A 24,370-nucleotide genomic window follows, 5' to 3' on the forward strand; every position below is an offset into this window, starting at 1 on the left:
ATCCTTCAAACTATCTGTCAATAGCGACCGTTCAGTACTTCGCACTCCGCCATATTTTCAGCAAATAAATGACATTGCGACCCTGTTTTTCAGGCAGTAAAAATGAGCGGAAAATACGTCCTTTCCCCTCCCGATTCCCCGAAACAGGGGGTCGGAGAGGGTAAGAAGGAGGGGTACAAAAACAGATATGGAGTATATAGTATAGTCCTCGTTTCTGATGTTCATCCGGCCCGGGTTTTATCACATCCAATTTTCACTATGCACATTTTCCACACGAAAACACGTTTTCTCTCGTTTTGCGGCATTTCTACAGAGCACTGTTATCCTACTGAAACGGAAACCTCACCTCTCTCCATGCCTTCTCCAGCAGAGTGGCATAGTAGGAGTAATCCGGGCTCTCTGCTCTCCACCCGGGTACAACCATCTTTTTACCGGCGTCCTGCACCAGATATTGTACATCCATCCCCGGTTCCGGAGTCACTCCTTCGGCGCGATACATCCGGACAACCGCAGCAGAGATGGAGTGGTTCTGGTATGCCGTCTTACTCAGCCGGCGGTGTATCACAAACGAGGAGGGCGGAGCGTCTGTCATGGTGTCACGGTACGAGCGGTAGAGTGCCGTCACCTTCTCTTCGCACTCCGCCAGTTCATCCGGTGAGGCGGCATCTGCCATCAGGGAGAAGCAGGCCTCCTGCATCGCACGGACATACGGAGGGGTATCCCGCCGCTGTGCCATGACACCCCGGATTTTCATGGTGCCGTCTGTGAGGCGCCCGAAGTAGTTGGTGTATGACCCGGTGCCGTCGTTTTGCGGGAGGAAGACCAGCCAGTCATAATCTTCCCGTTCTGTGGGAATGCCGGTCACCTCTTCGATGCGTTTTTTTAAGTCTGCGGCATCCCCGCCCTGCACCCAGAGGCAGTCAACGATGCCGTGCAGGACCGTGTATCCCATCTCCTCTGCCATCCGTTTCACCGACCCGAGGATATCTGCAGAGATGGCAGTTATCATCTCATGCATTTCAATGCGTCCGAACCGGGCATTCTTGTACCCGGTGTACCCGAAACAGGTGACCAGCATCCATTTGAGGACGGCGTCCATGCCTGCATACCGGGGGTCTTCGTGCTTTTTCGCTTTCATTGCAATTCTGAAATCCAGCAGGGGTGCGATCACTGATGGCAGAAAACCCGGCCTTTTGGGATCTGCCAGTGTTTCGGGGGATATGTTGTAGTTCACGATGATGGACGGGTAAAATGATGTGAAGTCAATCTGGGTGGCTGGTCCGTACAGGCCGGGCACCGGCTGGAGAATCAGCCCGCCGCGGTCGTCCAGCCGCACGTCCCTGCAGCTGCGGGTGGCCTCTGCATCATTTTTGCGGAACGGCACGGCGATGCCCCGCTTGAGGGCCTCAGAGCATTCGTAGGAGGAGATGATGGTGCCCGGCGTAAACCGGCTGGTCAGGTTGGGCGGAATGCCCGTGAGGCGTGATGCCAGAAGCACTCCTGCAAGCCCCCCGGTGCGGTACATAAAGCTCGCATCAGTATCGATGAGCACTCTTCCCTCCGGGATGAGCGCCGGCGGGCGGTGCCGCATCTGGCCGTAACTGGTGTAGGACATTTCCCGCAGTCTCCGGTACCGGCCGGTTCTGCTCAAAGCACAGGGAATGCCTGCCTTCTCTGCTGCCACAAGTATTCGTTCAGCCCACCGGTCAATGCCGTGGAAGAGCAGCAGGTCAGGGTCTTCATCGGTGATGACCGTGAAGAGATCATGGACGACAGCCGTTTCACTGCCGCGAAGCAGATGGCTGCGGCGGCCGGTTACCTGCACATCGGTAAGGGTGCGTGCGGTCTCCGGTCGCCCGGCAGGGCATATGGTGATGGTGGTGAGGGGATGGGCGGTATCTGCGGTAAACGGGCTTTCTCTTCCGGTACTGCACGGCATACATCCTTTGGCTGCACAGTAGAGCTGTTCTTTTCGCAGATCGACATTATAGAGGGCGGCACGGAACTGTGTCTGGCGTTCGATGGCCTCTGCGACATCCCGCGGAGCATAGATGCGGTAGCCCTCCTCGTTCCCGTAGATGGTCCGGAATGTGCACGGGGATGCACCATACTCCTCGGTGAGGGCGTCCACCATCTCCCAGTGGGCTGTCTCATCGGGAAGTGCACAGTAGAACGGCGGCCGGAACTCGCGGGTGAGGGACTCTCTGCACCCGCCGGTCTTTGTCCAGAGGGTGATTCTCCCGGGAGAGGGTACGATGTCAAAGATCCACGGTTCTGTGGGTGTCACTGCCAGTCCCCGTCCCAGAGGTGCCGCTGTGCACTGCGCCTGCCGGTATCAGCTGTTTCCTTTTTTTTACTGCGTTCGTGCACTGCTGCAGGCCATGTCTCTTTCTCCGGCACATGCACAACAGAGTGTGCCGCAGGCGCCATCGCGGCAATATATGCATCCCACTTCCGGGCGATCAGAAGGACGGCTGCATCCTCTGCCTTCTCCCTGCAGAGCCGGCCAACAGGTTCGGCCGTCTCCGGTGCGTCGGTATAGACCGAGCGGTCATGCTCGATGATGATGCATGATTCATAGGCCTCTGAGAGGATGGTGAGGTACTGGTAGGCGGTGAGCGCCCTCCGGACACTGAACCGTGCATGTTTCCGGTCGACTGCGGTCAGGACGGGAGGGTAGTTCCCGCTGACATACAGGGTCTTTCGCCGCTCTTCCTGCAGAATTTGTATGACTGCGGGCACCAGATCGGTGTATGGTGCAACGGCGATGCAGAAGCAGCCTTCCGGCAGTGAGCGCGCCTGTGCAAGGTCATGATGCATTGTGCTACCGGTTGGGCGCCTGCAGGATATTACTCTCCTGCGGGGGCGGTGTGAAAATGAATGTGCGGGATGTGGTGCTGTACCCGTTGTCAGGGGGTGGAGAAGAAATGATTTTTTATTTCGCTCTTTCTTGTTGATCAGATTTGGAGCAAGGGAGGGGGGGAAACCCTCCCTTGCCTTTCAATTCCCGAGAAATAATTACCTCATCGGAACAGAGATGAGCTATATTTTTTAACCCATACAGAATGGCGAAGACCCAAAAAAGGTGAATACCGGAGATCAGGTCAATGGGGATGCGCCAAAAAAAGAAGAAATAATATGCTGATTTCAGGCAAACGGGCTGTCCTGTTTCAGTGCTGCAAGGAGGAGGCTGACCCCTGCCTCCACGTCACCAATGTCAACGACCTCTACCGGGGAATGGATGTAGCGGGCGGGAATCGAGAGGGGAATGCTTGGAATGCCGCCTCTCACGAGGTGGATGATGGTGGCGTCCGTATTGCCGCCGGTGCCGACTTCCAGCTGGTAGGGAATCTCTGCCTCTTCTGCTGCATCACGCAGCCAGCCGGCGAGTTTCCAGTCGGCCATCAGGCCACGGCCCTGTGCACTGACAAGAACCAGCACCGGCCCTTTTCCCATCACCGGGCTTGCTTCTTTCTTGGTGACGCCGGGGTGGTCGCCGGGGATGGTCACGTCAGTGGCAATCGCACAGTCGGGGTCAAGAGTGAATGCACTGACCTTTGCCCCTTTCAGGCCGAGTTCTTCCTGCACGGTGAAGACGCCGTAGATAGTGTGGGGACTGGTGGTCTCTTTGAGTGCCTTGATGAGGAGTGCGACACCGACACGGTTGTCGAGCGCCTTGCCGGTGACCCGGTTGTTGGCAAGTTCGGTGAACTCCCGGTCAATGGTGACCGGTGTGCCTATTTCAATGCCCAGGTTTGCGACGTCTTCAGCGGATGTGGCCCCGATATCGATGAAGAAATCTTCGATCTTCACTTCTTTCTTCCGGTCCTCAGGAGAGAGCAGGTGGGGTGGCTTTGCCCCGATGACTCCGGCGACAGGCCCCTTCTTTCCGTGGAGGATGACGCGCTGGGTATAGAGTACCGGTCCAAACCATCCGCCGATGGGGACAAACCGGATGAATCCTTCATCGTCAATATACTGCACCATCAGGCCGATCTCGTCCATGTGGGACGCCACCATGACCTTAAAGTCACCCCCGCGCCGGATGGCAACGAGGTTGCCCATGGCGTCTTCGGTAAATTCGTCCACATGACCTGCCAGTTCGGTCCGGATAATTTCACGGACGGAACCTTCATAGCTGGAGAGTCCGTGGGCATCTGAGAGTTGTTTGAGGAGTTCTTTTACCATAGTATCTTCACTGTCCTTCTAAATTGTCTGAATGCGTTCGAGTGCTGATTTGATATCGTTTCGTGAGGCCGCATAGCTGAACCTCGCGTATCCGGCAGACCGTTCGCCGAATGCGTCCCCCGGGATGATGACGACGCCTGCATCGATGATGGCGCGGAAGGTCTCAGGCTCCATCGGAACGAACATATAGAATGCGCCGTCCGGTTTGGGGAACACAAATCCGCAGTCTGAGAGGCCGTTGTAAAGCATATCCCGGCGTACCCGGTATTCATCCCGCATCGCAGTGACACAGGCATTGTCACCGGTGTATGCTGCAAGTGCTGCATACTGGGAGATGGAGGTGGCGCAGGTCTGGCAGTTCTGGTGCACCTTGATGGCCTCTTCTATGACCTCTCCGGGGCCTGCCATAAATCCAAGGCGCCATCCGGTCATGGAATAGGTTTTGCTGGTGGCATTGATGGTGATGACGTCATCTCCATACCGGGCAGCGCTGTAATGTGTTTTGTCATAGACAAAGTGTTCATAGACCTCATCCGAGATGATGGTGACACCATGGTCGTTGCCGTACTCAACGATGGCACGGATGGTCTCTTCATCCTCCACGGTGCCGGTCGGATTGCCCGGTGAGTTGAGCACAAAGACACGGGCACCGTCCATCTGCTCCTTGCACGCCTCTACGTCAAGGCGAAGGTCCGGTGTCAGGGGGACCCCTTCCGGCCGGCCGCCGGCAAGCACGGTGCATGCTTCATAGGAGACAAATCCGGGGTCCTGGAAGAGCACCCGTTCTCCCTCCCTGACCAGTGTGGTGATTGCCACAAAGAGTGCCTCACCGGCACCGGCAGTGACGATAACCTCGCCGGGGGTGTGGGATATGCCGTTTTCCCGTGCAAGTTTGCTGCATATTGCCTCGCGCAGTTCGGGCAGGCCGTAGTTAAAGGTATAGCCGGTATGGTTGTTTCGTATTGCCGCTATTCCTGCCTCTTTGATATGCTCCGGTGTCGGGAGATCCGGCTGGCCGATGCCGAGATTGATGGCATCGGGTGATGCAGACTGGAAAAATTTCCGTATTCCTGACATCTCGACATCCCGTACGCGCTGTGAAATCCGCCCTGTATATGTGGCCATCTCTTCACCTATTCGATGTTTGCATGCCTGCCTTTGAGGTCTTTTTCTTCGCACTGGGTAATCTCCATGATAGACGAAACGATGGCATCGGAGAATACCATGGCTGTCGTCTCAAAGATGGTGCCCAGTGGTGCAAAGGAGCGGTGTTCTCCACGCATCTGCCTCACTTCATACTCAGCCGATTCGTCTTTGACATTATCACGGTGGCTTTCTATCACTGCAACACAGTCGGCAATCCGTCCGATGCGTGAGTCCTTATTTGATGTCACCAGGCAGAGCCGTCCGCCGATGGATTTGGCGGTCTCACAGAGTTCAGCGATGGATTTGGTTTCCCCTGACCCTGAGTAGGCCACAATGGTGTCCCCCTCTTTCATGGCGGGGGTGATCGTCTCACCGACGACATAGGAATGCATCCCGAGATGCATTAACCGCATGGCAAATGCCTTTGCGACGAGGCCTGATCTGCCCGCCCCCATCACATAAATCCGTTTGGCACCGAGCAGTTCATCGATGAACTGGCCGACACCCTCATTTGAGAGTGAGTCGGCAGTTGATGAAATGGTGGCCGCCATCAGTTTCATCATGTCCTGTACATTGCCTGCATAGCACTCATTCATAGCACCGTAAGTATTCCCGATAAACTACATCAGCGTTGCGAAACCGGTGGAGAAGGAAGAAGGTTTCCGGGTGGACCTCCTGTATGGTTTCCTCAGGGGAGTCTCTCCTGTTCGTGCACGTTTTTATGGCAGTATACAGAACATAAATATATATGGATCTCACGTCGCTCACCCCGTATTACCAGCGGGAGGGGGCTGCACTGTACTGCGCTGACTGCAGGGATCTGCTGCGGAGTATGCCGGCATCATCCGTGGATATGATCTTTGCTGACCCCCCGTACAATCTCTCCAACGGCGGGTTTACCTGCCAGGCCGGGAGGCAGGTATCGGTGGACAAGGGTGAATGGGATGCCTCCAACGGGTTTGCAGACGATTTTTCCTTTCATCAGGACTGGATTGCTGCCTGCCGGCGTGTATTGAAAGATGAAGGGACCCTGTGGGTCTCAGGGACCTACCATTCTATATATGCATGCGGCTATGCCCTGCAGAGCGCGGGATTTCATATTTTAAATGACATCTGCTGGTTCAAGCCGAATGCACCACCAAACCTCTCGGGGCGGTATTTCACGGCAAGCCACGAGACGATCATATGGGCACGGAAATCACCTGACGCCCGCCATACATTCAATTATCAGGATATGAAAGGGGGGGAGTGGCATGAGGCAGATACGCTCAAAAAAGACGGGAAACAGATGCGTTCCGTCTGGTCGCTGCCGGCGCCGCGCAAGCGGGAGAAGGCCCACGGGAAACATCCGACTCAAAAACCGCTCTCCCTTTTGAACCGTATTGTCCTTGCGGCAACAAACCCCGGAGATCTGGTGGTGGACCCCTTTAGCGGCAGCTCGACCACTGGCATTGCTGCCGTTTCCCACGGGCGGCGCTTCATCGGCTCTGATATCAGCCGTGAATATCTTGACATCTCTGTCTGCCGGTTTGAAGAACTGCCCGAACGGTAAAAAGGAAAAATGGATTATTTCTGTTTTTCAATCTCTTCTTCGACTTCGTCGTATCCTTCTTTGTAGAAGCCCTCTTCATCGGGTGCGAGGTGATGGAGCAGGCGGAGGAATTCACCGGCATGCACTTTCTCTTCGTCTGCGATGTCGCGGAGCACTTCCTGTGCAAGTTTGTTGTCTGTTGACTCTGCAAGCTGGACATAAAGCTGGATGGCCTCATACTCTGCTGCCACCATGAAGCGGATTGCACGGATGAGTTCTTCGTCGGTCAGTTTCCTGTCAGCTTTCATTCCTGAGAATGGTGATCCAAATTCCGGCATTTTTTTCACGTCCTTATAGTATTCCCAATCTGTGTCCGGGCACTTAACCTTTTTGAATGGAAAAAACCGAAGAGGTATATTCATGTATCCATCCCGTTTAACCTGTTCATACGGAGACGATATGCAATGAAGAAGCAGTCATGGAACGATATTGCCGGGGACAGTATAACAGAAAAGATGCAGAGTCTTGGAATAACCGTCGGAAGCAAGGCGGATATCCGGAAGCTTGCGGAGATTGCAGATGCGGTTGGGGGTGAAGCGGTGGTCTACTTTGAGAAAGACCTTGCAGAAACCTCAACCTATGAAGCTGATCTGAGGGATTTTGCGGGAGAAGAGGAATTTAATCGTCCGTTTATCCAGGCACATTCCTTTATAAAATTCGGGTCAGAGAATGATCCGACGTTTCCCGCCCGTTTACAGGAGTTTCCCCTGATGATCACCGTCATTGAGGTGGCTGAACGCCGGGAAGGTTCACGTGTTATTCCGTATATCAAAGGCCTGATGCCGTTTCTGGATGAGTTTGACGTGGACGCCGAACCCGAAGGGACGTTTATCGATTAATGGCATTTTCCCTGTTTTTGGGAATTTTTTATTGTAGAGCAGTGGCAATAGCAGGCAGTAATACAGGACGGGGTAACGATGAGAGAGGATGATATTCGCAGCATTACCACTTCAGGTGAACAGATCCGGGTGGTAAATCCGGCTACCGGAGGCGTGGTTGGTGAGGTGCCTGCGGGAGGGAAAGCGGCCGTGGCTGCTGCTGTTGACGCAGCTGAGGCTGCTCAGGCCGGATGGGCGAAGCGGGACCCCCGTGAACGGGGGAAGATTCTTGGGGAGGGTGCCCGAATCATCCGGGCGCAGACGGATGCACTTGCTGCCCTGCTGACCGCAGAACAGGGCAAACCGCTGCATGAGGCACGAAATGAGATACAGGGATGTGCAAATGTCCTTGAGTATTATCATTCGGTTTCCGGGTCTATCCGGGGGGAGTGCCTGCCACTCTCGTCGTACGGTCTTGCCTATGTCCTCAAAGAACCGGTCGGTGTCTGCGGTGCAATCATCCCGTGGAATATGCCGGTGCTTATATTTGCGTGGAAATTGTGCCCGCCACTTGTAGCAGGCAATGCTGTTGTGGTGAAACCGGCAAGCTCCACGCCGCTTACAACGATGCGGATTGCAGATATTCTGGAGGCAGCAGGCCTTCCCGCAGGAGTGCTTCAGGTGGTGACCGGTACCGGAGCTTCGGCGGGGGCTGCTCTTGCGGCCACCCCTTCCCTCGGTCATCTTTCGTTTACCGGCGACACAAAGACGGGAGAAGAGGTGTCTCAGGCTGCGGGGAGAAACGGGGTGCCGGTCACTCTGGAGCTGGGCGGCAGTGACGCGATGATTGTCTGCCGTGATGCCGATCTCCATGCGGCAGCGGCCGGTGCTGTTGCCGGCCGGTTCTACAACTGCGGCCAGACCTGCACGGCAGTAAAACGCGTGATCGTTGATGCATCCGTCAAAGAGCAGTTTACCCGTATGCTCTGTGAGAAGGCAGCAGGTATTGCGGTGGGAGACGGCAGCCGGCCGGGTGTGGGCATGGGGCCGCTGAACAATGCACCGGCACGGGACGGCATCCGCCGGATGGTGGACGCCTGCCTCTCTGCCGGTGAAGGCACCCTTCTCTGCGGCGGCGGCATCCCGGATGGTGCGCATTACGAAAAAGGTCTCTTCTATGAACCAACCATCGTGTCCGATCTCCCGGATGACTCTGTGCTTCTGAACACCGAAGTGTTCGGGCCGGTGTTGCCGGTCATCTCCGCTGAAAGTCTGGATGATGCCATCCGAATCGCAAACAGTACTCGCTATGGTCTGGGTGCCTCGGTCTGGACCCATGATATTAAAACCGCTATGCTGGCCTCCTCACAGCTTGATGCAGGGATAGTGTGGGTGAACCAGCACCTGAGAATTCCTCCGGATGTGCCGTTTGGGGGCATGAAAGCAAGCGGGACGGGAAGAGAGAACGGATCGGGTGCCTTTGACCCCTACCTGCGGTCAAAGACCGTGCTTGTCAGGTCATGATTGGTCTGTCCTGAGCCGTTTTTCATGGCAGATCTGCTGAGATATACTATCAGATATAAGTGAGAGAACCAGAGAATGAAGATCATTTCGTGGAATGTAAACGGCATCCGGGCAGTAGCACGGAAAGGAACCCTGCAGGAGGTATTCACTGGTGAACAGCCGGATGTGCTCTGCCTGCAGGAGACAAAGGCTCATCCGGATCAGCTGACCGGAAATATGCGTCATCCGAAAGGATATTTCTCGTATTTCTCCTGGGCAGAAAAGAAGGGATATAGCGGGGTCGCGACATTTTCCCGCGATGAGGTGCTGTCTGTGCGGACAGACTTTGCTGAGCCGGGGTTCGGGGGTGAGGGGCGGATTCTTGTCACCGAACACCCGGATTTTTTGTTGTACAACATTTATTTCCCGAATGGCAAGGCATCAGCTGAGCGCCTCAGCTACAAGATGGACTTCTATGAAGCCTGCCTCCGGGATGCGGTGGCAGAGGTGGATGGCGGCAGCAATGTCATTATCTGCGGTGATGTGAATACTGCCCATACCGAGCTTGATCTGGCACGCCCAAAGGAGAATGCAAAGATATCCGGTTTTTTGCCGGAGGAGCGTGCCTGGATTGACCGGCTTATTGACGCCGGGTTTACGGATACTTTTCGCCTCTTTGAGAAGAATGGCGGGCATTACTCGTGGTGGGACCTGAAATCACGGGCACGGGAGCGGAATGTCGGATGGCGGATTGATTATTTCTTTGTCAATGAGGCACTGGTGGGCAGGGTTGCTGTTTCATCGCATCTGACAGAGATATATGGGTCTGATCACTGTCCTGTCTGTCTGGAAGTGGATGAATGAGTTTCTTCCTGTTTTTTCGTGAAGGTGGAAGCAGAAAGTTTTGTGACGTCATCTCTGGTGTCAGAATGCCTCTCACATCTTCCTGCACCTCTTTTTGCAGGGACAATATGTGCGAAATGTCCTCCCGATGGAGGATCTAAAAAAAGGTAGTTGATTATTCCTGTGTTCCGGTATAGATTGCCAGTGCGTCATCAACGGAGGCACCATCAATCGTGAGTGCAGAGACAGCATTGCACATCCGCACTGCTTCATCCAGGGGCTTCTGGTGGATGTTTCGCCCGGTTGCATTCCCTGCACATCCGCCGGTGTGGAGTTGGTCATAGAGCTGTTTGAGGAATGCTTCTCCGGAGACACTGGATCCGCCTGCACAGACAACCTTTGTCCTGCCGGCAGCCATTGTTGCCTCTCTGAGCATCTCTGCTGAAGAAACACCGTCTTTTTTGGGTGCATTGACCTTCACAAAGTCACTGCCCAGCGTTGCTGCGACTCCGGTTGCTCCTGCAATGAGGTGGGGATCTTTCTCGTCACCGACAGCAGCGCCCCGGGGATAGATCCAGAGAACGGTCAAAAGGCCATGAGCGTGCGCCTCTGCAATGAGCTGTGCTGCTTCACGCAGCATCCGTGCCTCTTTCTCACTGCCCAGATAAATGGTATACCCGATGCCGACAATGTCGAGTCCTGTGCGGTTTCTCAGGTCGACAACCTGCTGAACAGTAAAAATCTGCGGACTAAAGGGGTCTTTTTGGGAGGTCTTGACAAGATGGGTCTTGGAGTTCATCTTGACGAGATACGGGATGTCCGGATAGTCCATTGCATACCGGTTAATCAGGCCCAGCTGGGTTGCAAAGACACCGATTCTGCTCTCCTGTGCAATCCGGAAGAGATGTTCAGGATCAGCGTCATCTGCTGCGATGCCTTCGCCATAGAAATCATCGTTCAGGTGCTCCACCTTCTGGTCACCGGCAAAGAGCATCAGGTTGCCTGAGCCCTGGGTGACTAACAGGTAGTTATCAATATAGGTGGCTTTGGCTGACTCCGGCACATCGAGCGGAACCAGAACCGTACATTCATCGGTCATACCTCATCCTATCATTTGGGAAATACTTATTGTTTGCCAGACGCACCGGTGTCCCGGTGCCGGAAAATGGGGATTTTCATGGATTATGTGTACGTATCCGGGAGTTTCTTCCCTGTTTTCCTCTCCCATACGGCAGTGGCCGCAGGGGATGCGGCAACAATTCTTCGGGCAGTGTTATAGACACTGGGTGTTGTCTGTGGGTTGGTTGCATCCAGCAGATGCAGCAGAATTTCTATGAGCGGGGCCTGATGTTCTTCTTTCATCCGGTCCAGATTGCCGAATACGGCAAGCATCGTGGCGGTGCTGTACTCGTTGACCGGTGCAAGGGTAAGGAGAATTTCTTCGAACAGGGTTCTCCCTTCCGGTGTCTCGAGGGAGATCTTTTTGTTCTGGGCAAATCTGCCGAAGAGTGCCCGCTGGTCGTTGGCCATCTCAAGGCTGAAACTCTCAGAGGCGGCTGCATCGCGTATGAATCCGATATCTGCAGCGGATGCAATGCCGGCAAGGGAGCCCAGATATGTCTCCCAGGCAACAGGATTCTTCCGTGACGTTTCGTAAAAGTCGCGGATGATTGCTGAACGTTTAGCATAGCTACTGTTTATTATATGACTAAATGCCGTGACCCTGTCTGTTGCCGTCGTCCCTTCCCGGTACTGGCGGATGAGGATGTCGTGCACGTCCGGCGTGTCCATGGCTGCGAGGAAAAGGAGTGCGGTGTTTTTAACCTGCCGCCGCTTTAGGCGGGTGACATCCCCTGCGATTCCGTCCGGACAGTTGACCTCTGCTGCATAAGCGGAGTACACATCCGCTATAAGGGTCCCGTGCCGTTCTGCAGTGGCCTGTATCAGCCGTCTGCGTGCCTGATAGAGGTCAGCGTAGCGGTGGGCATAGCGCTCGTCCCCGACAGCGTCAAAGATGGTCAGAAAGAGTCCGCCTGCCTCTGAAAGAAGCGTTTCATCAGAGAAGAGGTCTGCAATAAGGTCGGTGAGAGCACTATTAACCGGTGCCCCGGTGTCTTCCATCAGGCGGATGATCTCTGTTTCACAAAGACGCGTGAATGCCATAAAGCGGCCGGTGATGTCATCATCCAGTGTCGCCTGCAGGCAGAGTGCCTCCGTGCCGGGTTCATACTCAAGCCTGCCGTAGAAGGCAGCCTCGCGGTTCAGGGAGACGAATGCCGGTGCATCCGTTTCCGGAATGACAATGGTATGGTTCGGCGTATTCATCCGGAAACAGCCGGATGCGTTTTTTTCTCCTGAATGACTGAAGATGGCATATGTGACCGGCACCTCCCATTCTTTTTTATCGGACCGCTCTTTCCGGTGAAATGAGAGTGTCAGCTCCTGGTTAGCGGCATCATATTGGTGTGCGGCAGTGATGACGGGGTAGCCGGTCTGCGTCAGCCAGCTCTCTGCGAAATCAGCAAAATGTTGTCCGGATGTCTCTTCGATTGCATGAATCCAGTCATCCCGTGACGCGTTTTTGTGCCGGTATCTGGCATGATAGCGGGCAAGCCCTTCTGCAAATGCCTCTTTTCCCGTCATTATCTCGATCATCCTGACAAACTCCGGCGCCTTGACATAGGTGACACCGGTAATAAGCTCATTCGGGTCATTGAATCCTTCGGGTTCAATGGGCAGGGCTCCCGCTCCGCCGTCAAAGAAGAGCGTGCCTCCCGCAGGTGAGAGGAGGGTGAGAACGGTCTCGAGCCGGGTATAGTCTTCGCCAAAATGAAAGGCATGGTAGGCATTTTCGATATGCACGGTCACTGCCTCATTCAGCCAGATCTCGAATGGATTTATCCCGGTCACTTCCGAACCGTTCAGGTTGTGGTAGAACTCATGCACCTTGACCCGCATCAGGTACTCAAATGCGCCGTCGGTCGCATCCGGAAACGGCAGGAGGCGGTTGGTCGTGATGGTGGTATTGCCCACATTCTCCATGCCCCCGAAGTCCGAGTTCTGCATCCCGATTTCGCGGTAGACCGTACCCGTATACCGGTATCCGGGGGTGATCATGCCATTCATCTCTAAGAGGAGGGAGCGGATGGCCCACACCTCATCCTCGGGTGCCCCGGTCTCTATCAGGCGGTCACGCTCTCCTGACAGGCGGTACATCTCCCTGCGTATTTCCGGAGTTGCATACCATTCTGGTCCGGTAAAGAGATAGATCCACAGGACACCGTCTGCAAGAATTTCAAGTGCTTTATTGGCGAGTGCAGCGTCTGTTCCGGGCGGGCCAAGCAGTTCAAGGGTGAAGGCTGTACCGTCCGGGTATTCAAACGGCCGGGAAAATGTTTCGTACGTACCGACACCGAGGAAGAAGAGATAGGGCGCCATCGGCGTTACACTGTTGTCATAGGTGATGCTGTCGCGTCCGTCTGCAACCGGATGACGGGGAACCGAAATGTCACCATTGCTGATGAGATTGGTGTATCGGCTGTCCGCGATGATGGTGGTGGTATAGGTGCATTTTGCCGTCATATCATCGATGCAGGGCACAAGACGCTGGAATCCCCATTGCTGGCACTGGGTTATCTGCTGAGGCGGTGCACCATCCGGGGTCGTGTCATAATAGAGCCCCTCCAGCACATTCGATGTAGGATGGCAGACAGTGTATGTCTGGACAACAAATGTCTCGCCTGGTGGTATCGGTTGTGCGAAGTGAATCTGCAGCAGGCTTTTTTCTCTGTCATAGGTGTATGATATCTCCCGCCCCGGGCCTGATACCGCCTGTATCTCCAGGTTTTTTGCATTCAGTGTCAGGGTCTCAATCGGTGTGTCATGTGCCCTGAGTTTTATCTCTGACTGAACCTCGGTCCGGGTATCAAAAATATCAAATATCAGGTCCATATGGCAGACTTCAGCAGGAATAATTCCGAAATCTGATGGATAATAGGTAAATTGGCGCTGTCCGGTCATGGATTCAGGTATGCGGGGGTACTACAAAAAAGATGCGTGGTTCTGGTGACAGATAGAATAATTACCCAGTATTGCATATTTTTGTTTGTTCCGCAAGGAGTGTGAGTATTCTGAGAGATATTCGGATTGTATGGAAACCGGCAGCGTGTATTATGGTGCTCCTGTTGGTATGTTGTGTGTGTGGATGTACGGATGACTCTTCAGCAGGTGGTGAAACAGCAACACCTGTACAGACGGCTGTACCAACGGCGCAGTCATCTCCTCAGGGTTCAACGGGGGGTGAAGTGGTTCATTATACGGCCATGATGGAATATCTTCCGACCATGACCAGCAACTGGATTACGGGGGAGAAAGATGGGGCGACGATGGACTACGATGGAGAATCCTGGAGCATGGTGACTGCTGATTATACCCTGAAGTCTGATGAAACCGTCACGGGCCAGGTTGTAATTCAGGACACAAGGGGTATTGAGGGTGCCGGGTATTACCAGATGTGGACCTCGCAGATGACCTTTGAGACCCCTGAGATGAAGATGTACACCGGGACCGCAGGCGGATATCCTGCCTATTTTGTTGAAAATCGCGAGGATAATGAGTATTCTGAGATTGTCAGCATCGATGACCGGTTCTTTGTCTATGTTCTGATAGAAAACGGCAAACCTGAATACCTGACTGTCTTCAACAACCAGATTGACTTTGATGGTATTGCAGGCCTTGCCTGATTTCTCCTCTTTTACCCATTTTTATGACTCCGCGCTTTTCATGTTGCGTCGGGATACTATGGTTACTCTTCTTCGGGATGAATCGTTGTCGTGAAGCTCCCTGTATTTCAATACCTGTTCATGCCCGTATGAGTACGGCAGAGGAGCATCCTGTCTCTTCTCCCCGCTGTTCTGCAACCATCACGTGATGAATGACAGGCATCCGTTCTGTTCCACGGTATGTGCATATACTGCCACAAAATGGTGAGATTGGAGAGGAGAAAAAATGAATAATAGTGGATATGTGTACCTATACGAATAACTGAAGAACCTATTTTAGTTCCTTCTGTCTACAAGGCGTTTCGGGCGTCCTTTCAGACGATAGTGTTCAAGATCACCGTTTGGTGAATAATTAAAGATGATCTCCAGTGTTCCGTCGGTATAGATGTGGCTGAGCGATGGGTTTTTTTCAAAGAGTGCTGAGAGAAAGTTCTCTTCAACCAGATGTCTGTCACAGGCGTCTGGATTGTCGCATTCCAGGCTAACCCGCATCGCAACGGTGCCGCTGTCCTCATCGCTGTAGACAAATGCCTCATATTCGCCGGAGAGATACTCCATATTCTCACGCTGGAATACCCCTTCTTCAATATCCACCCGGTTTATGGGGATGTCTTTTATATGGATGGTTTCTGCCTCACGAACCGGGTTTTTGACCCGCATATGGGTCCGTCCGCAGGGACATGGTTCCCGTGTGATTACCTCGGTTACATCCTCGGTGTCGTAGTTGATGAGCAGATTCCCACTCTTTGCTCCTTCCGGAAGGAGGGTTGTCAGCACGATTCTCCCGCTCTTCCCATCGGGCACAAAGTCACTGAGTTTTGGATCATAGATGTCCATGTGCACCAGATCTTCGGGCACATGGAGACCGTTTCTGACCGTACACTCGCCGCACATCGTACCTTCTGTACTTCCATAGGTATTGTATGATGGGATGCCCCAGACTTCGTCCAGGTATCTCCGTGCCTCCTCTGCAAAACTCTCCCCGCCCACGATGAGTTTCTGTATTCCTGAATCTTTGGGATCAATTCCCTCTGCCTCCATCCGGTGCGCGAGGCGAAGAAGCTTGAAGACACTCCCGACGATTGCGGTCGGGTGATAGCTCTGAATGACCCGGACGGGGAATGTGCATTTTCCCTCGGGAATGACCGTAAACCCGACCTTGTGGGCCGCAAGTGTCATCGTATTTGCACCCACGTTCATCCCGTAACTGGCGCAGACGGCAACCCGGTCACCCGGGCCAAACCCTTGTGACACAAAGGCGCGTGCATATTTCTCCGCATACCGCTGCCAGTCGTCCCACATTAAAAAGAAGGCCTTGGGTGTCCCGGACGTGCCGCTGGTTTCGTGAATGGTGTAAATATCGTCCCATGGTGCACTTTTAAAACAGAATTGATCGGTGACCGGCGGCTGGTGGGTACGGATGGTTTTGCCGCTGATTACCGGCAGTTCAAGCAGATCCTCATGTTCGCGTATCGCATTCGGGTCGATATGATTATTTACGAACCATTTCTGATAAAATGGTGAATTGTCTGCAGCATAACGGACCGTGTACCTGACCCGTTCATCAATGAGGGCGTCAAGTCCGTCCCTCTTCATTGTCTCGGTCTCAGGATTGTAATACTTCATACTGCTCCCTCTCATCTCCTTATCGGTTGAACCTCTTTATATGGTTTGGTCTCAGGTCTTTGCCGGAGGTTTGAAGCAACAGGGCATGCATTCAGGATTGTATGAAGAGCAGGGATGAGAAGAGAGAAGAGATGTTTGCCTATTTCGTCGGAAACCTGACTTCTGACAACCCGTCCCTGCGATGGGGGGCCGCCCATTCTCTCGGACGGATGAATGACAGCCGGGCCATTGAACCCCTGATTGCACTGCTGGACGATGAAGACTGGCGGGTCAGGTTCAAGGCAGTCTGGGCACTTGGCCGGCTGGGTGATGTGCGTATCCTCCCGTTCCTGCGCCGTCTCTCCCGTGATGAATCAGAGACGGTGAGAGACAGTGTTGCGCAGGCAAAGGATGAGATACTTCGCAGGGAATCCATGAAAAAACGGTAATATATTTTAACAGAGGCAGAGTTTAAATTGCCTGCCCGCACATCTTTCCCTATCACGTGATAATATGACTGGATGGATAATTGGCGGAATACTGGTTGTTGTTCTCATTGCACTGGTTCTCTGGTTTGTCGGCATCTATAACCGGTTCCAGAGCCTGAAGAACTCGTCAGAAGCAACACTGGGGCAAATTCGTGTTGCGATGAAGAAACGGCTGGATATGATAAACCAGCTCCTTGGTGCAGTGCAGAGTTATGCATCATTTGAGAAAGAGACCCTTGAGAAAGTGACGCAGATGCGCTCCGGTGTCGGGAATGCAGGTCCCGGTGACCTCAATGAAATTGAGGCGCAGTCCCGCTCGATACTTGGCCGCCTCTTTGCGGTGGTTGAGAACTATCCTGATCTGAAGACCGCCTCGGTAGTCTCTGAACTGACGGCCTCAATCAGGAGTATCGAAGATGAGATTGGCCGCCAGCGCTATACCTACAATAATATCTCTGAACAGTACAACACGATGTGCGACACGATTCCGTCAAACATTATTGCATCTGTGGCCCACTTCTCAAAACTTGAGTACCTCAAATTTGAAGAAGAGATTGAACAGGCCCCGAAGATCGCATTCTAGAAAGGAATGAGATTTGTGAAAGAGACAAATCAGCTCGGGGTTATTGTCGTTGTCTGCCTGCTTCTTGCAGGTATCTCCATATTTTTTTCGTTTGGAACAGGCCTCTCCTTTGAGCCTGACCTTGTTGCAGATACCTATACCGCAGTGCTGGAAAATGACGGCACCCTGACCGAGACCTATGTCTATGATGTGGCATCTTCGGGTACCTACCGGATGCTCTTTCGGACATGGGATGATACCCTTGCATTCGAACAGAAGCAGTCACCGTATATTGAATTTGTTGATGTGGAGGGACCTGCAGACATGGTCGGGTATGCCATTGACTGGAGGGGCAATTCCATTGTCACCGGTACAGGGGCGGAGGCAGAGCGTTCTCTGATTGAATCACTCGCAGAATACAACGAGGTCGGGATATTCCGTGAAACACGGTTGCCTGCAGGGCAATATCAGGCTCAGTACACCGTCCGGCTTCATCCTCCTCTGCAGTATGATGACGAGGATGCCCACTTTAACCTGAAACTTGCATCCGCGCATATTCCCTACCGCTCGGTCGATATCACGATTCCTGGTGAGTATGTCAAAGATATCTGGGTCCGTCCCGCCTCATTTGAGACGGTGATGGTGGATCGGCAGTATCATATCACCGGAACCGCAGGCGAGGACGCGCTGATTGAAGTCGAGATGCTTCTTGACCCTGCATATCTGGATGTCATTGACGGGTTTCCGGTGAAGACCGATGGTGTTCGTCAGCAGACGGAGGCTGCCGCACTCTTCTACAGTATTCCCGTACTGCTTTCATCACTGATGCTTCTTCTGGGAAGAATTGGTGTGGTGGCAGCCCCGGTATTTCTCATTGCAGTCTTTCTGCGGCACGGGCAGGAGAAGCAGGCGGTTGTTCCGGAACACATCAGTTTTGTTCCCGACCCCTCTCTTTTACCCTGGCAGGTAAACCTGATCTTCAAAGGAGATGCAGTGGACTTTGATGAGAACGGATATTATGCGACGATTCTGGATCTTCACCGCCGGGGCATACTCCGTGTGACCGAGCATGATGATGCTTCCGGAGTGAATATCGAGGTCCTGAAGACTGTCTCAGATGACGTCTATGAACAGCGGGTGATAAACTTCGTGTCAAATGCAGGGACAGGGGGAGTGCTTGACACCCGTTCCTTTGCTGTAGCAGCAGAGTCCGGAGGGGCAAATATCGCTGCCCTGAATGCTTCACTGTCTGCACTGACCTCGGAGGTGGACACTTCTCTTGCTGAACGGTATCTGGAAGAGGGACGCGGGCGGATAGTACCGCTCTTTGCTGCTGGTCTTGGGATCTGCCTCTTCTCGTTCTTCCTCTTCTTTATATCGCCTGCTACATCTTCACTTTCCGTACCCGCTGCAATACTGGGGATTGTGATGGTAGTGCAGGGAGGTATTGCGGCCGCATTCCCGACGACACTCTTTGGGCGGTGGAAGGAGGACTATTATGCAGAGAAACTGAAGTGGGATGGTTTCCGTGCATTCCTTTCAGATTCTGCTATGATACAGCGGTATTCGCCAGCAGATATCTCCATGTGGGGGGAGTGGCTGGTCTATGGCACTGCCCTTGGGGTGGGTGACAAAGTGGAAGCAGCAATGGAATCTCTCTCTATTGATATCCGGGAGACCGGCATGCCGCATTTCCATATGATGTATATCGGATTTATTCCGGTCGCCCGCTATACCCCTCCCTCGTCCTCCGGCGGTGGCGGTGGTGGATTTGGGGGCGGCGGCGGATTCGGTGGCGGCGGTGCCGGCGGCCGATGATTCTCCGTTCTTTTTTTAATCTTCCATACAAGGGTATTTATATATAGCATCAGCTTCAAGTGAGGATTTGGTGCCTTTTAATGGAATTCACTCATGTCGATGGTGATGGCTCCATCCCTGTCACACTCTTTTCTCTCAGTACATGCGGACACTGCAGGAGAACAAAGTCCTTTCTCGAAGAGAAAGGGATTGCGTATGACTTTGTTGATGTGGATCTTCTCAGTGGGGAGACGTTTACCGCGGTGTATGATCGTGTGAAGACCTATAACCCACGGGGTTCGTTCCCGACGATCGTCATCGGAGAAAAAGAAACGGTCATTGTCGGAGACCGGCTGGATGAGATTGCCGCTGCACTGGGGCTGAATGCATGATCACGCGATTTGATATTGAACGGAAGTATCTCGGGATAAAACAGCAGGCTGAACCGTCAGGGTATCACCTGAATCCTGATGAGGACTTTGCCAAGGAGCTGGTGCATGGCATTTTAATCAATGAAGACCGCTATGGGTTTGCTGCCTGTCCCTGCCGTCTCTGTATAGGGCCACGTGAAGACAACCTCGATATTATCTGTCCGTGTGATTACCGGGACCAGGATCTCATCGATTATGGCACCTGTTACTGTGCCCTGTATGTATCAAAGGATGTGGCTGCGGGAACAACACCTGTTCCCTCTATCCCCGACCGGCGGCCACCTTCCGGAAAATGTGAACCTGAAGATGCTGAGACTTCAAAACCATCTCTCCTGACAGGAGGGAGTGCTCTCCCGTTTCCGGTATACCGGTGCCGGGTATGTGGCTATCTCTGTGCACGTACGAGCCCCCCGGAGGCCTGCCCGATATGTGGTGCTTCATCAGATCGGTTTGAGAAGTATCTTGAATAACTCAGTACATATACTCTGTCATGGCTGCAGGTGGACTGTTTCGGAATTATGCTGTAGATATTGTGCTCCTCCCCCCTCCTGAGGTGATGGAAGCTGCTATACAGATCAACCGAATGCTCATTGAAAAGACCGGGGATGATGCAATACGGCTGGATATTGCCGAACAGATTCCCCATGTATCCCTTGCAATGGGATGCATCCCGGGGCGTAGTCTGTCACAACTGAATGTCCCTCTGGAACAGCTGGCAAACAGGCTTTTACCCATGGAGATTGGAATTGAAGGGCCGGTAACGGTTGTCACTGAATCCGGTGACGCTGTGTCCGGCATTAATCTTGCAAAAGAGGACCCTCTCTTCGTCCTTCACCGCAGTGTTATGGCGCAGCTTGCTGCCTTATCAAAAGAAAAATGCACTCCTGCATCATTTGTCCGCGAGGAGAATGAGGAGCTGACTTCGTTTACGCTTGGCTATGTGCCGGATTTTGCGGAAAAAGCAGGATTCGAGCGTTACTCTCCGCATATTACTCTGGGAAATGGTGACGCAGCAGGGATAGAAAACCTTCCCGTGCTGCCGGAGAAAGCCACCTTTTCCACCCTTGCGATATGCCATCTGGGAAATCACTGTACCTGCCGGTCAGTGCTCTGGAGCAGCCCTGCAGGGGGAAAACGGGTCTGAGAGCGGATAATCCTCAATATCATCAACATCGGTGAACGGCACAGAACAGGTTCCTTCCCTGCAGATGTAGAGGGTTGTTTTATTTTCTCTCTGCTTCATGGTCCGGGTGAAGGGTGCGGTTGCGGTAATAGCAGAGCTTTTGTCTGCTATGGTAATGGTCCTGAACGGCTGATATCCGTGGGTAAGCGCCTGCAGAAGGGATGCTGTTCCCTCCTGTCCGGGGACAATGACGCATTCCTCACCGGAGTTCATATGCAGGTAGGCAGAGAGGAGGTGGCAGTACCCTGACGGTGCACGCATAATTTCAGGTGTAAAAGCACCCAGAATCCCGATTGCGTCCTCCTCATTTGCTGTCTCTGCTGTTATGCGGGCAAAAAGGACCAGTGATACGGCCAGCATGGAATTGCCGGACGGCATCGCACCGTCATATGCAGTCTTCTGCCTTATGAGCGGCGTCTCTGCCCCGGTTGCTGTCATGTAATATCCTCCGTGTGTATTTTTGAATTGTCCGGACAGCACCCCGGTCAGATTTTGTGCACACTCCAGCCAGACTGCATCGAAGGTTGCCTCGTAGAGCATGAGATAGCCCCAGAGCACAAATGCATAATCATCCAGTAGTGCTGCACCGGATGAAACCCCCTGAAACCTGCTGTGGAGCAGTTCTTTTGGTTTCCCTGCCTCCGTGTACGGCAATGTCCCAGCAGCCTTTTCTGCTGCCCGGATGTACTCCGGATGGCCCAGTGATGTACCTGCATAGGCCAGCGCACCGATGCACAGCCCATTCCAGTCGGTGAGTATCTTGTCATCGCGGAACGGGAGTGGACGGCGGCTCCGCACCTTCAGAAGGTTGTTTCTGATACCCGTCCGGTTTTCAGAGGTGTACCAAAGGTTGGCTGCATCCCGTGATGCAAATGCCAGTGTCTGCCTGCCGCGGGGGAAGGTGTGTATATCTTCTATTGGATTCTCTTTTTCACTGATGTCAAATACCGAGAGGACTTCTTCTGTATACTCCTCTGCCGCTTCCCGGAGTTCTTCATATGTCCAGAGATAGGTACCTCCTTCTACGGTGTCACTGTCTGCATCTTCAGCAGAAAAAAATCCTCCCTCTTCAGCCTGCATTCTGGTGATGAGATACTCTGCGGTGTCTTCTGCGACCCGTTTATAGACGTTATTCTCCGTGGCACGCCACCCCTCAGTATAGGCATACAGCATCATCGCCTGGTCATAGAGCATCTTTTCAAAGTGAGGCGTTCGCCAGTCACGGGTGACTGAGTAGCGGTGGAACCCACCGCCGATATGGTCACAGATGCCTCCTGTGATCATGGCATCGAGGGTCTTCTCTGCCATTCTGCGTGCATCCGTGTTTCCACTGAATTTCCAGTATTTCAGCAGGAATACAATGGTATGGGGAGACGGGAATTTTGGTGTGGTCCCAAACCCGCCGTATTCTTCATCAAATGAACCGGAAAGCTCCCTGAATGCGGTATGCACTGCATCCCCTCCGAATGTTCCTTCAGGTGGATGGGCTGCCTGTTTTTCCATCGCAGCCCTGAGCTTTCCGGCTGAATCGCGTACTCCGGTATTATTCTTCTGCCAGAGGGTTACGATCTCCCCGAGGATGTCGATAAGGCCCTTTCGTCCGAACCTTCCGGTTTTCGGGATATAGGTGGCTGCAAAAAAGGGTTCCCTGTCTGGTGTCATGACAATCGAAAGCGGCCAGCCACCCGTTCCGGTCAGTGCCCGGGCAAATGCCATATAGACTGCGTCGATATCCGGCCGTTCTTCCCGATCAACCTTGATGCTGATAAATGAACGGTTCAGTATGGCAGCAACATCGGTGTCTTCAAAGGATTCATGGGCCATGACATGGCACCAGTGGCAGGACGAATAGCCAATGGAGAGAAAAATTGGTTTATTCTCCGTGTGTGCACGGGAAAATGCCTCTTCGCACCAGGGATACCATACAACCGGGTTTTCGGCGTGCTGGAGGAGATAGGGGCTGTGAGTATCTTTGAGGTGATTTTGTGCAGGAGGGTTTGCCATATACCTTCAGGGCGGTATTCGGTATGGGGATTGAAATAATTATTGGGTGGGCAGATGGTCCGGGATTTTTGCCCGGTAAACAATCTGAAATCCGGCATCGAAAATCAGGCACCTGCCATGACCTGAATGTCTCGGTATCAACAAAACAGCACTGACAATAATAAAGAATTTCTCCGGGATGAAAATGATAGAAAACAAAAAGGGAATTCAACATTCCCTTATTACGCCCCGGCCGGGACTTGAACCCGGGTCGAAAGCTCCGGAGGCTTCCAGGATATCCACTACCCTACCGGGACCTGCCTCATAATATTCATCTCAATGATATTAAGGGATTTCCCTCTGTGAGGGGAAAAACAGTGGTTTTAGTATTTTTTCTGGTTATAGAGCGCCCAGATCTTGCAGGCGCCTTCATGGCTGACCATGCACGGTCCGACGGGTTTGCGGGGTGTGCAGGCTTTTCCGAAGAGTTTGCAGTCGGTAGGGTCTGCCACACCGCGCAGCACCCGGTCACAGATGCATGCCGAATGTTTCTCAACATGTTTGATCTCGATGCCGAATTTCTTCTGGGCATCATAAATGGCATATTTATCCTTCAGCCTGAGACCGGAACCCGGAATAACCGGGAATCCCCGCCACTCCACATCGCAGGGCTCAAAGACTTCATACATCATTCTCATCGCTTTTGGGTTGCCTTCGCGGGAGACTGCACGCGGGTATGCATTTTCAACCTCTGCCCTGCCCTCTTTGACCTGTTTGACAAGCATCAGAAGACCGAGCAGAATATCCTCCGGTTCAAATCCGGCGACAACCTGCGGCACCGGAAACTGTTCATACTCCTCGTATCCGGCAACCACACAGACATGGCCGGGCAGCATGAAGCCGTGCAGGTTTGCCTCACCCTGTTCGAGGAGGTACTTCATTGCAGGCGGAACGAACCGGTGACAGCTGAGAATGCTGAAATTTTCCGGTGGCTCCTGCAGAATCGTGGCAGCGACAGTGGGTGCAGTCGTCTCAAATCCGACAGAGATAAAAACAACCTCCCGGTCAGTCTTCTCTGCTATTTCAACAGCCTTATGGACACCCTGCACAACACGGACATCTTTCCCGTATTCTTCAAGGGCGCCTTTTGTGCCGGGCACCCGTATCAGGTCCCCATAGGTTGCAATGATACAGTCTTTTTCCGCCAGTTCAATAGCGGCATCAATCTCACCCTGAGGGGTGATGCACACCGGGCATCCGGGCCCCATGACAATCTTCAGTCCAGCCGGCAGAATACTTCGCAGTCCTGCATGCGCAATTGCCGCCTCATGCGTACCGCAGATGTGCATGAATGTATAGGGTTTGTCGATCTCTTCTTTGAGAGCCTTGAGAATATCTGATCCATCTGCCATATTAATCATTATTTTTATAGTTGCCTGCAAAAAAGACTA

General features: G+C 53.2%; 22 protein-coding genes and 1 tRNA gene. 11 read left to right on the forward strand and 12 right to left on the reverse strand.

Annotation, left to right across the window (positions count from 1 at the left end):
- Positions 1-325: 325 nt before the first annotated feature.
- The 5 genes from L1S32_RS02890 to hxlB all read right to left on the reverse strand — a co-directional run bounded on the left by L1S32_RS02890 (position 326) and on the right by hxlB (position 5,930).
- The gene (locus L1S32_RS02890) at positions 326-2,287 is read right to left on the reverse strand and encodes a type B DNA-directed DNA polymerase (protein WP_278155975.1); all 1,962 of its coding nucleotides are present in this window, start codon (positions 2,285-2,287) and stop codon (positions 326-328) included.
- Positions 2,284-2,820 carry a hypothetical protein gene (locus tag L1S32_RS02895; protein ID WP_278155977.1) on the reverse strand — a complete coding sequence of 179 codons (537 nt, stop codon included), beginning with the start codon at positions 2,818-2,820 and terminating at the stop codon, positions 2,284-2,286. Before L1S32_RS02895 ends, L1S32_RS02890 begins: the two co-directional genes overlap by 4 nt.
- A 327-nt stretch (positions 2,821-3,147) precedes the next feature.
- Positions 3,148-4,188: a M42 family metallopeptidase gene (locus L1S32_RS02900; protein WP_278155979.1), complete on the reverse strand. Its 1,041-nt coding sequence runs from the start codon at positions 4,186-4,188 to the stop codon at positions 3,148-3,150.
- Positions 4,189-4,206: 18 nt separating this feature from the next.
- Entirely contained in the window at positions 4,207-5,313 is a 1,107-nt protein-coding gene (locus tag L1S32_RS02905; RefSeq protein WP_278155981.1) for a pyridoxal phosphate-dependent aminotransferase, read from the reverse strand.
- 8 nt (positions 5,314-5,321) lie between these two features.
- Positions 5,322-5,930 carry a 6-phospho-3-hexuloisomerase gene (hxlB, locus tag L1S32_RS02910; RefSeq protein ID WP_278155983.1) on the reverse strand — a complete coding sequence of 203 codons (609 nt, stop codon included), beginning with the start codon at positions 5,928-5,930 and terminating at the stop codon, positions 5,322-5,324.
- A gap of 152 nt (positions 5,931-6,082) precedes the next feature.
- Here hxlB and L1S32_RS02915 point away from each other — a divergent pair, with 152 nt between their 5' ends.
- The gene (locus L1S32_RS02915; protein ID WP_278155985.1) at positions 6,083-6,886 is read left to right on the forward strand and encodes a site-specific DNA-methyltransferase; all 804 of its coding nucleotides are present in this window, start codon (positions 6,083-6,085) and stop codon (positions 6,884-6,886) included.
- A 14-nt stretch (positions 6,887-6,900) separates the two neighbouring features.
- On the opposite strand, the gene L1S32_RS02920 is transcribed toward L1S32_RS02915, so the two are convergent.
- Positions 6,901-7,173, reverse strand: coding sequence for a ferritin family protein (locus L1S32_RS02920; RefSeq protein WP_278155986.1), 273 nt, complete (start codon positions 7,171-7,173; stop codon positions 6,901-6,903).
- 156 nt (positions 7,174-7,329) lie between these two features.
- Here L1S32_RS02920 and L1S32_RS02925 point away from each other — a divergent pair, with 156 nt between their 5' ends.
- The 3 genes from L1S32_RS02925 to L1S32_RS02935 all read left to right on the forward strand — a co-directional run bounded on the left by L1S32_RS02925 (position 7,330) and on the right by L1S32_RS02935 (position 10,110).
- The gene (locus tag L1S32_RS02925) at positions 7,330-7,764 is read left to right on the forward strand and encodes a hypothetical protein (RefSeq protein WP_278155988.1); all 435 of its coding nucleotides are present in this window, start codon (positions 7,330-7,332) and stop codon (positions 7,762-7,764) included.
- Between the two features lie 78 nt (positions 7,765-7,842).
- Positions 7,843-9,267 (forward strand): aldehyde dehydrogenase family protein, encoded by a 1,425-nt coding sequence (locus tag L1S32_RS02930; RefSeq protein WP_278155990.1) that lies wholly within the window; start codon positions 7,843-7,845, stop codon positions 9,265-9,267.
- Positions 9,268-9,342: 75 nt separating this feature from the next.
- Positions 9,343-10,110: an exodeoxyribonuclease III gene (locus L1S32_RS02935; RefSeq protein WP_278155991.1), complete on the forward strand. Its 768-nt coding sequence runs from the start codon at positions 9,343-9,345 to the stop codon at positions 10,108-10,110.
- A gap of 154 nt (positions 10,111-10,264) precedes the next feature.
- Here the strand turns inward: L1S32_RS02935 and L1S32_RS02940 are convergent, their stop codons facing one another.
- Both L1S32_RS02940 and L1S32_RS02945 read right to left on the reverse strand, forming a co-directional pair.
- Entirely contained in the window at positions 10,265-11,188 is a 924-nt protein-coding gene (locus L1S32_RS02940; RefSeq protein ID WP_278155993.1) for an aldolase, read from the reverse strand.
- An 83-nt stretch (positions 11,189-11,271) separates the two neighbouring features.
- Positions 11,272-14,109: a M1 family metallopeptidase gene (locus tag L1S32_RS02945; protein ID WP_278155995.1), complete on the reverse strand. Its 2,838-nt coding sequence runs from the start codon at positions 14,107-14,109 to the stop codon at positions 11,272-11,274.
- 176 nt (positions 14,110-14,285) lie between these two features.
- Between L1S32_RS02945 and L1S32_RS02950 the strand changes: the two genes are divergently transcribed.
- The gene (locus L1S32_RS02950) at positions 14,286-14,831 is read left to right on the forward strand and encodes a hypothetical protein (RefSeq protein WP_278155996.1); all 546 of its coding nucleotides are present in this window, start codon (positions 14,286-14,288) and stop codon (positions 14,829-14,831) included.
- Positions 14,832-15,146: 315 nt separating this feature from the next.
- Here the strand turns inward: L1S32_RS02950 and ftsA are convergent, their stop codons facing one another.
- On the reverse strand, positions 15,147-16,496 hold the full coding sequence (ftsA, locus tag L1S32_RS02955; RefSeq protein ID WP_278155998.1) for a coenzyme F390 synthetase: 1,350 nt from the start codon (positions 16,494-16,496) through the stop codon (positions 15,147-15,149).
- A 101-nt stretch (positions 16,497-16,597) separates the two neighbouring features.
- Between ftsA and L1S32_RS02960 the strand changes: the two genes are divergently transcribed.
- From L1S32_RS02960 to L1S32_RS02985, 6 genes are all read left to right on the forward strand, one after another.
- Positions 16,598-16,924, forward strand: a complete 327-nt coding sequence (locus tag L1S32_RS02960) for a HEAT repeat domain-containing protein (RefSeq protein WP_278156000.1) — start codon at positions 16,598-16,600, stop codon at positions 16,922-16,924.
- A 64-nt stretch (positions 16,925-16,988) separates the two neighbouring features.
- Positions 16,989-17,546 carry a LemA family protein gene (locus tag L1S32_RS02965; protein ID WP_278156001.1) on the forward strand — a complete coding sequence of 186 codons (558 nt, stop codon included), beginning with the start codon at positions 16,989-16,991 and terminating at the stop codon, positions 17,544-17,546.
- A 6-nt stretch (positions 17,547-17,552) separates the two neighbouring features.
- Positions 17,553-19,343 carry a DUF2207 domain-containing protein gene (locus L1S32_RS02970; RefSeq protein WP_278156002.1) on the forward strand — a complete coding sequence of 597 codons (1,791 nt, stop codon included), beginning with the start codon at positions 17,553-17,555 and terminating at the stop codon, positions 19,341-19,343.
- Between the two features lie 80 nt (positions 19,344-19,423).
- Complete coding sequence (locus L1S32_RS02975; protein WP_278156003.1) at positions 19,424-19,714, forward strand: glutaredoxin family protein; 291 nt, start codon at positions 19,424-19,426, stop codon at positions 19,712-19,714.
- Positions 19,711-20,223 carry a ferredoxin-thioredoxin reductase catalytic domain-containing protein gene (locus tag L1S32_RS02980; protein ID WP_278156004.1) on the forward strand — a complete coding sequence of 171 codons (513 nt, stop codon included), beginning with the start codon at positions 19,711-19,713 and terminating at the stop codon, positions 20,221-20,223. Before L1S32_RS02975 ends, L1S32_RS02980 begins: the two co-directional genes overlap by 4 nt.
- Before the next feature lie 20 nt (positions 20,224-20,243).
- Positions 20,244-20,897 carry a hypothetical protein gene (locus tag L1S32_RS02985; RefSeq protein WP_278156006.1) on the forward strand — a complete coding sequence of 218 codons (654 nt, stop codon included), beginning with the start codon at positions 20,244-20,246 and terminating at the stop codon, positions 20,895-20,897.
- Here the strand turns inward: L1S32_RS02985 and L1S32_RS02990 are convergent.
- The 3 genes from L1S32_RS02990 to hypD form a co-directional block, all read right to left on the reverse strand.
- Entirely contained in the window at positions 20,856-22,940 is a 2,085-nt protein-coding gene (locus tag L1S32_RS02990; protein ID WP_278156008.1) for a thioredoxin domain-containing protein, read from the reverse strand. The two genes, L1S32_RS02985 and L1S32_RS02990, sit on opposite strands and share 42 nt — an antisense overlap.
- A gap of 224 nt (positions 22,941-23,164) precedes the next feature.
- Positions 23,165-23,236 (reverse strand) — tRNA-Arg (locus L1S32_RS02995).
- Between the two features lie 66 nt (positions 23,237-23,302).
- On the reverse strand, positions 23,303-24,331 hold the full coding sequence (gene hypD / locus L1S32_RS03000; RefSeq protein WP_278156010.1) for a hydrogenase formation protein HypD: 1,029 nt from the start codon (positions 24,329-24,331) through the stop codon (positions 23,303-23,305).
- Between the last annotated feature and the right edge of the window lie 39 nt (positions 24,332-24,370).

This window comes from Methanogenium sp. S4BF (assembly GCF_029633965.1).
Classification (GTDB): domain Archaea; phylum Halobacteriota; class Methanomicrobia; order Methanomicrobiales; family Methanomicrobiaceae; genus Methanogenium.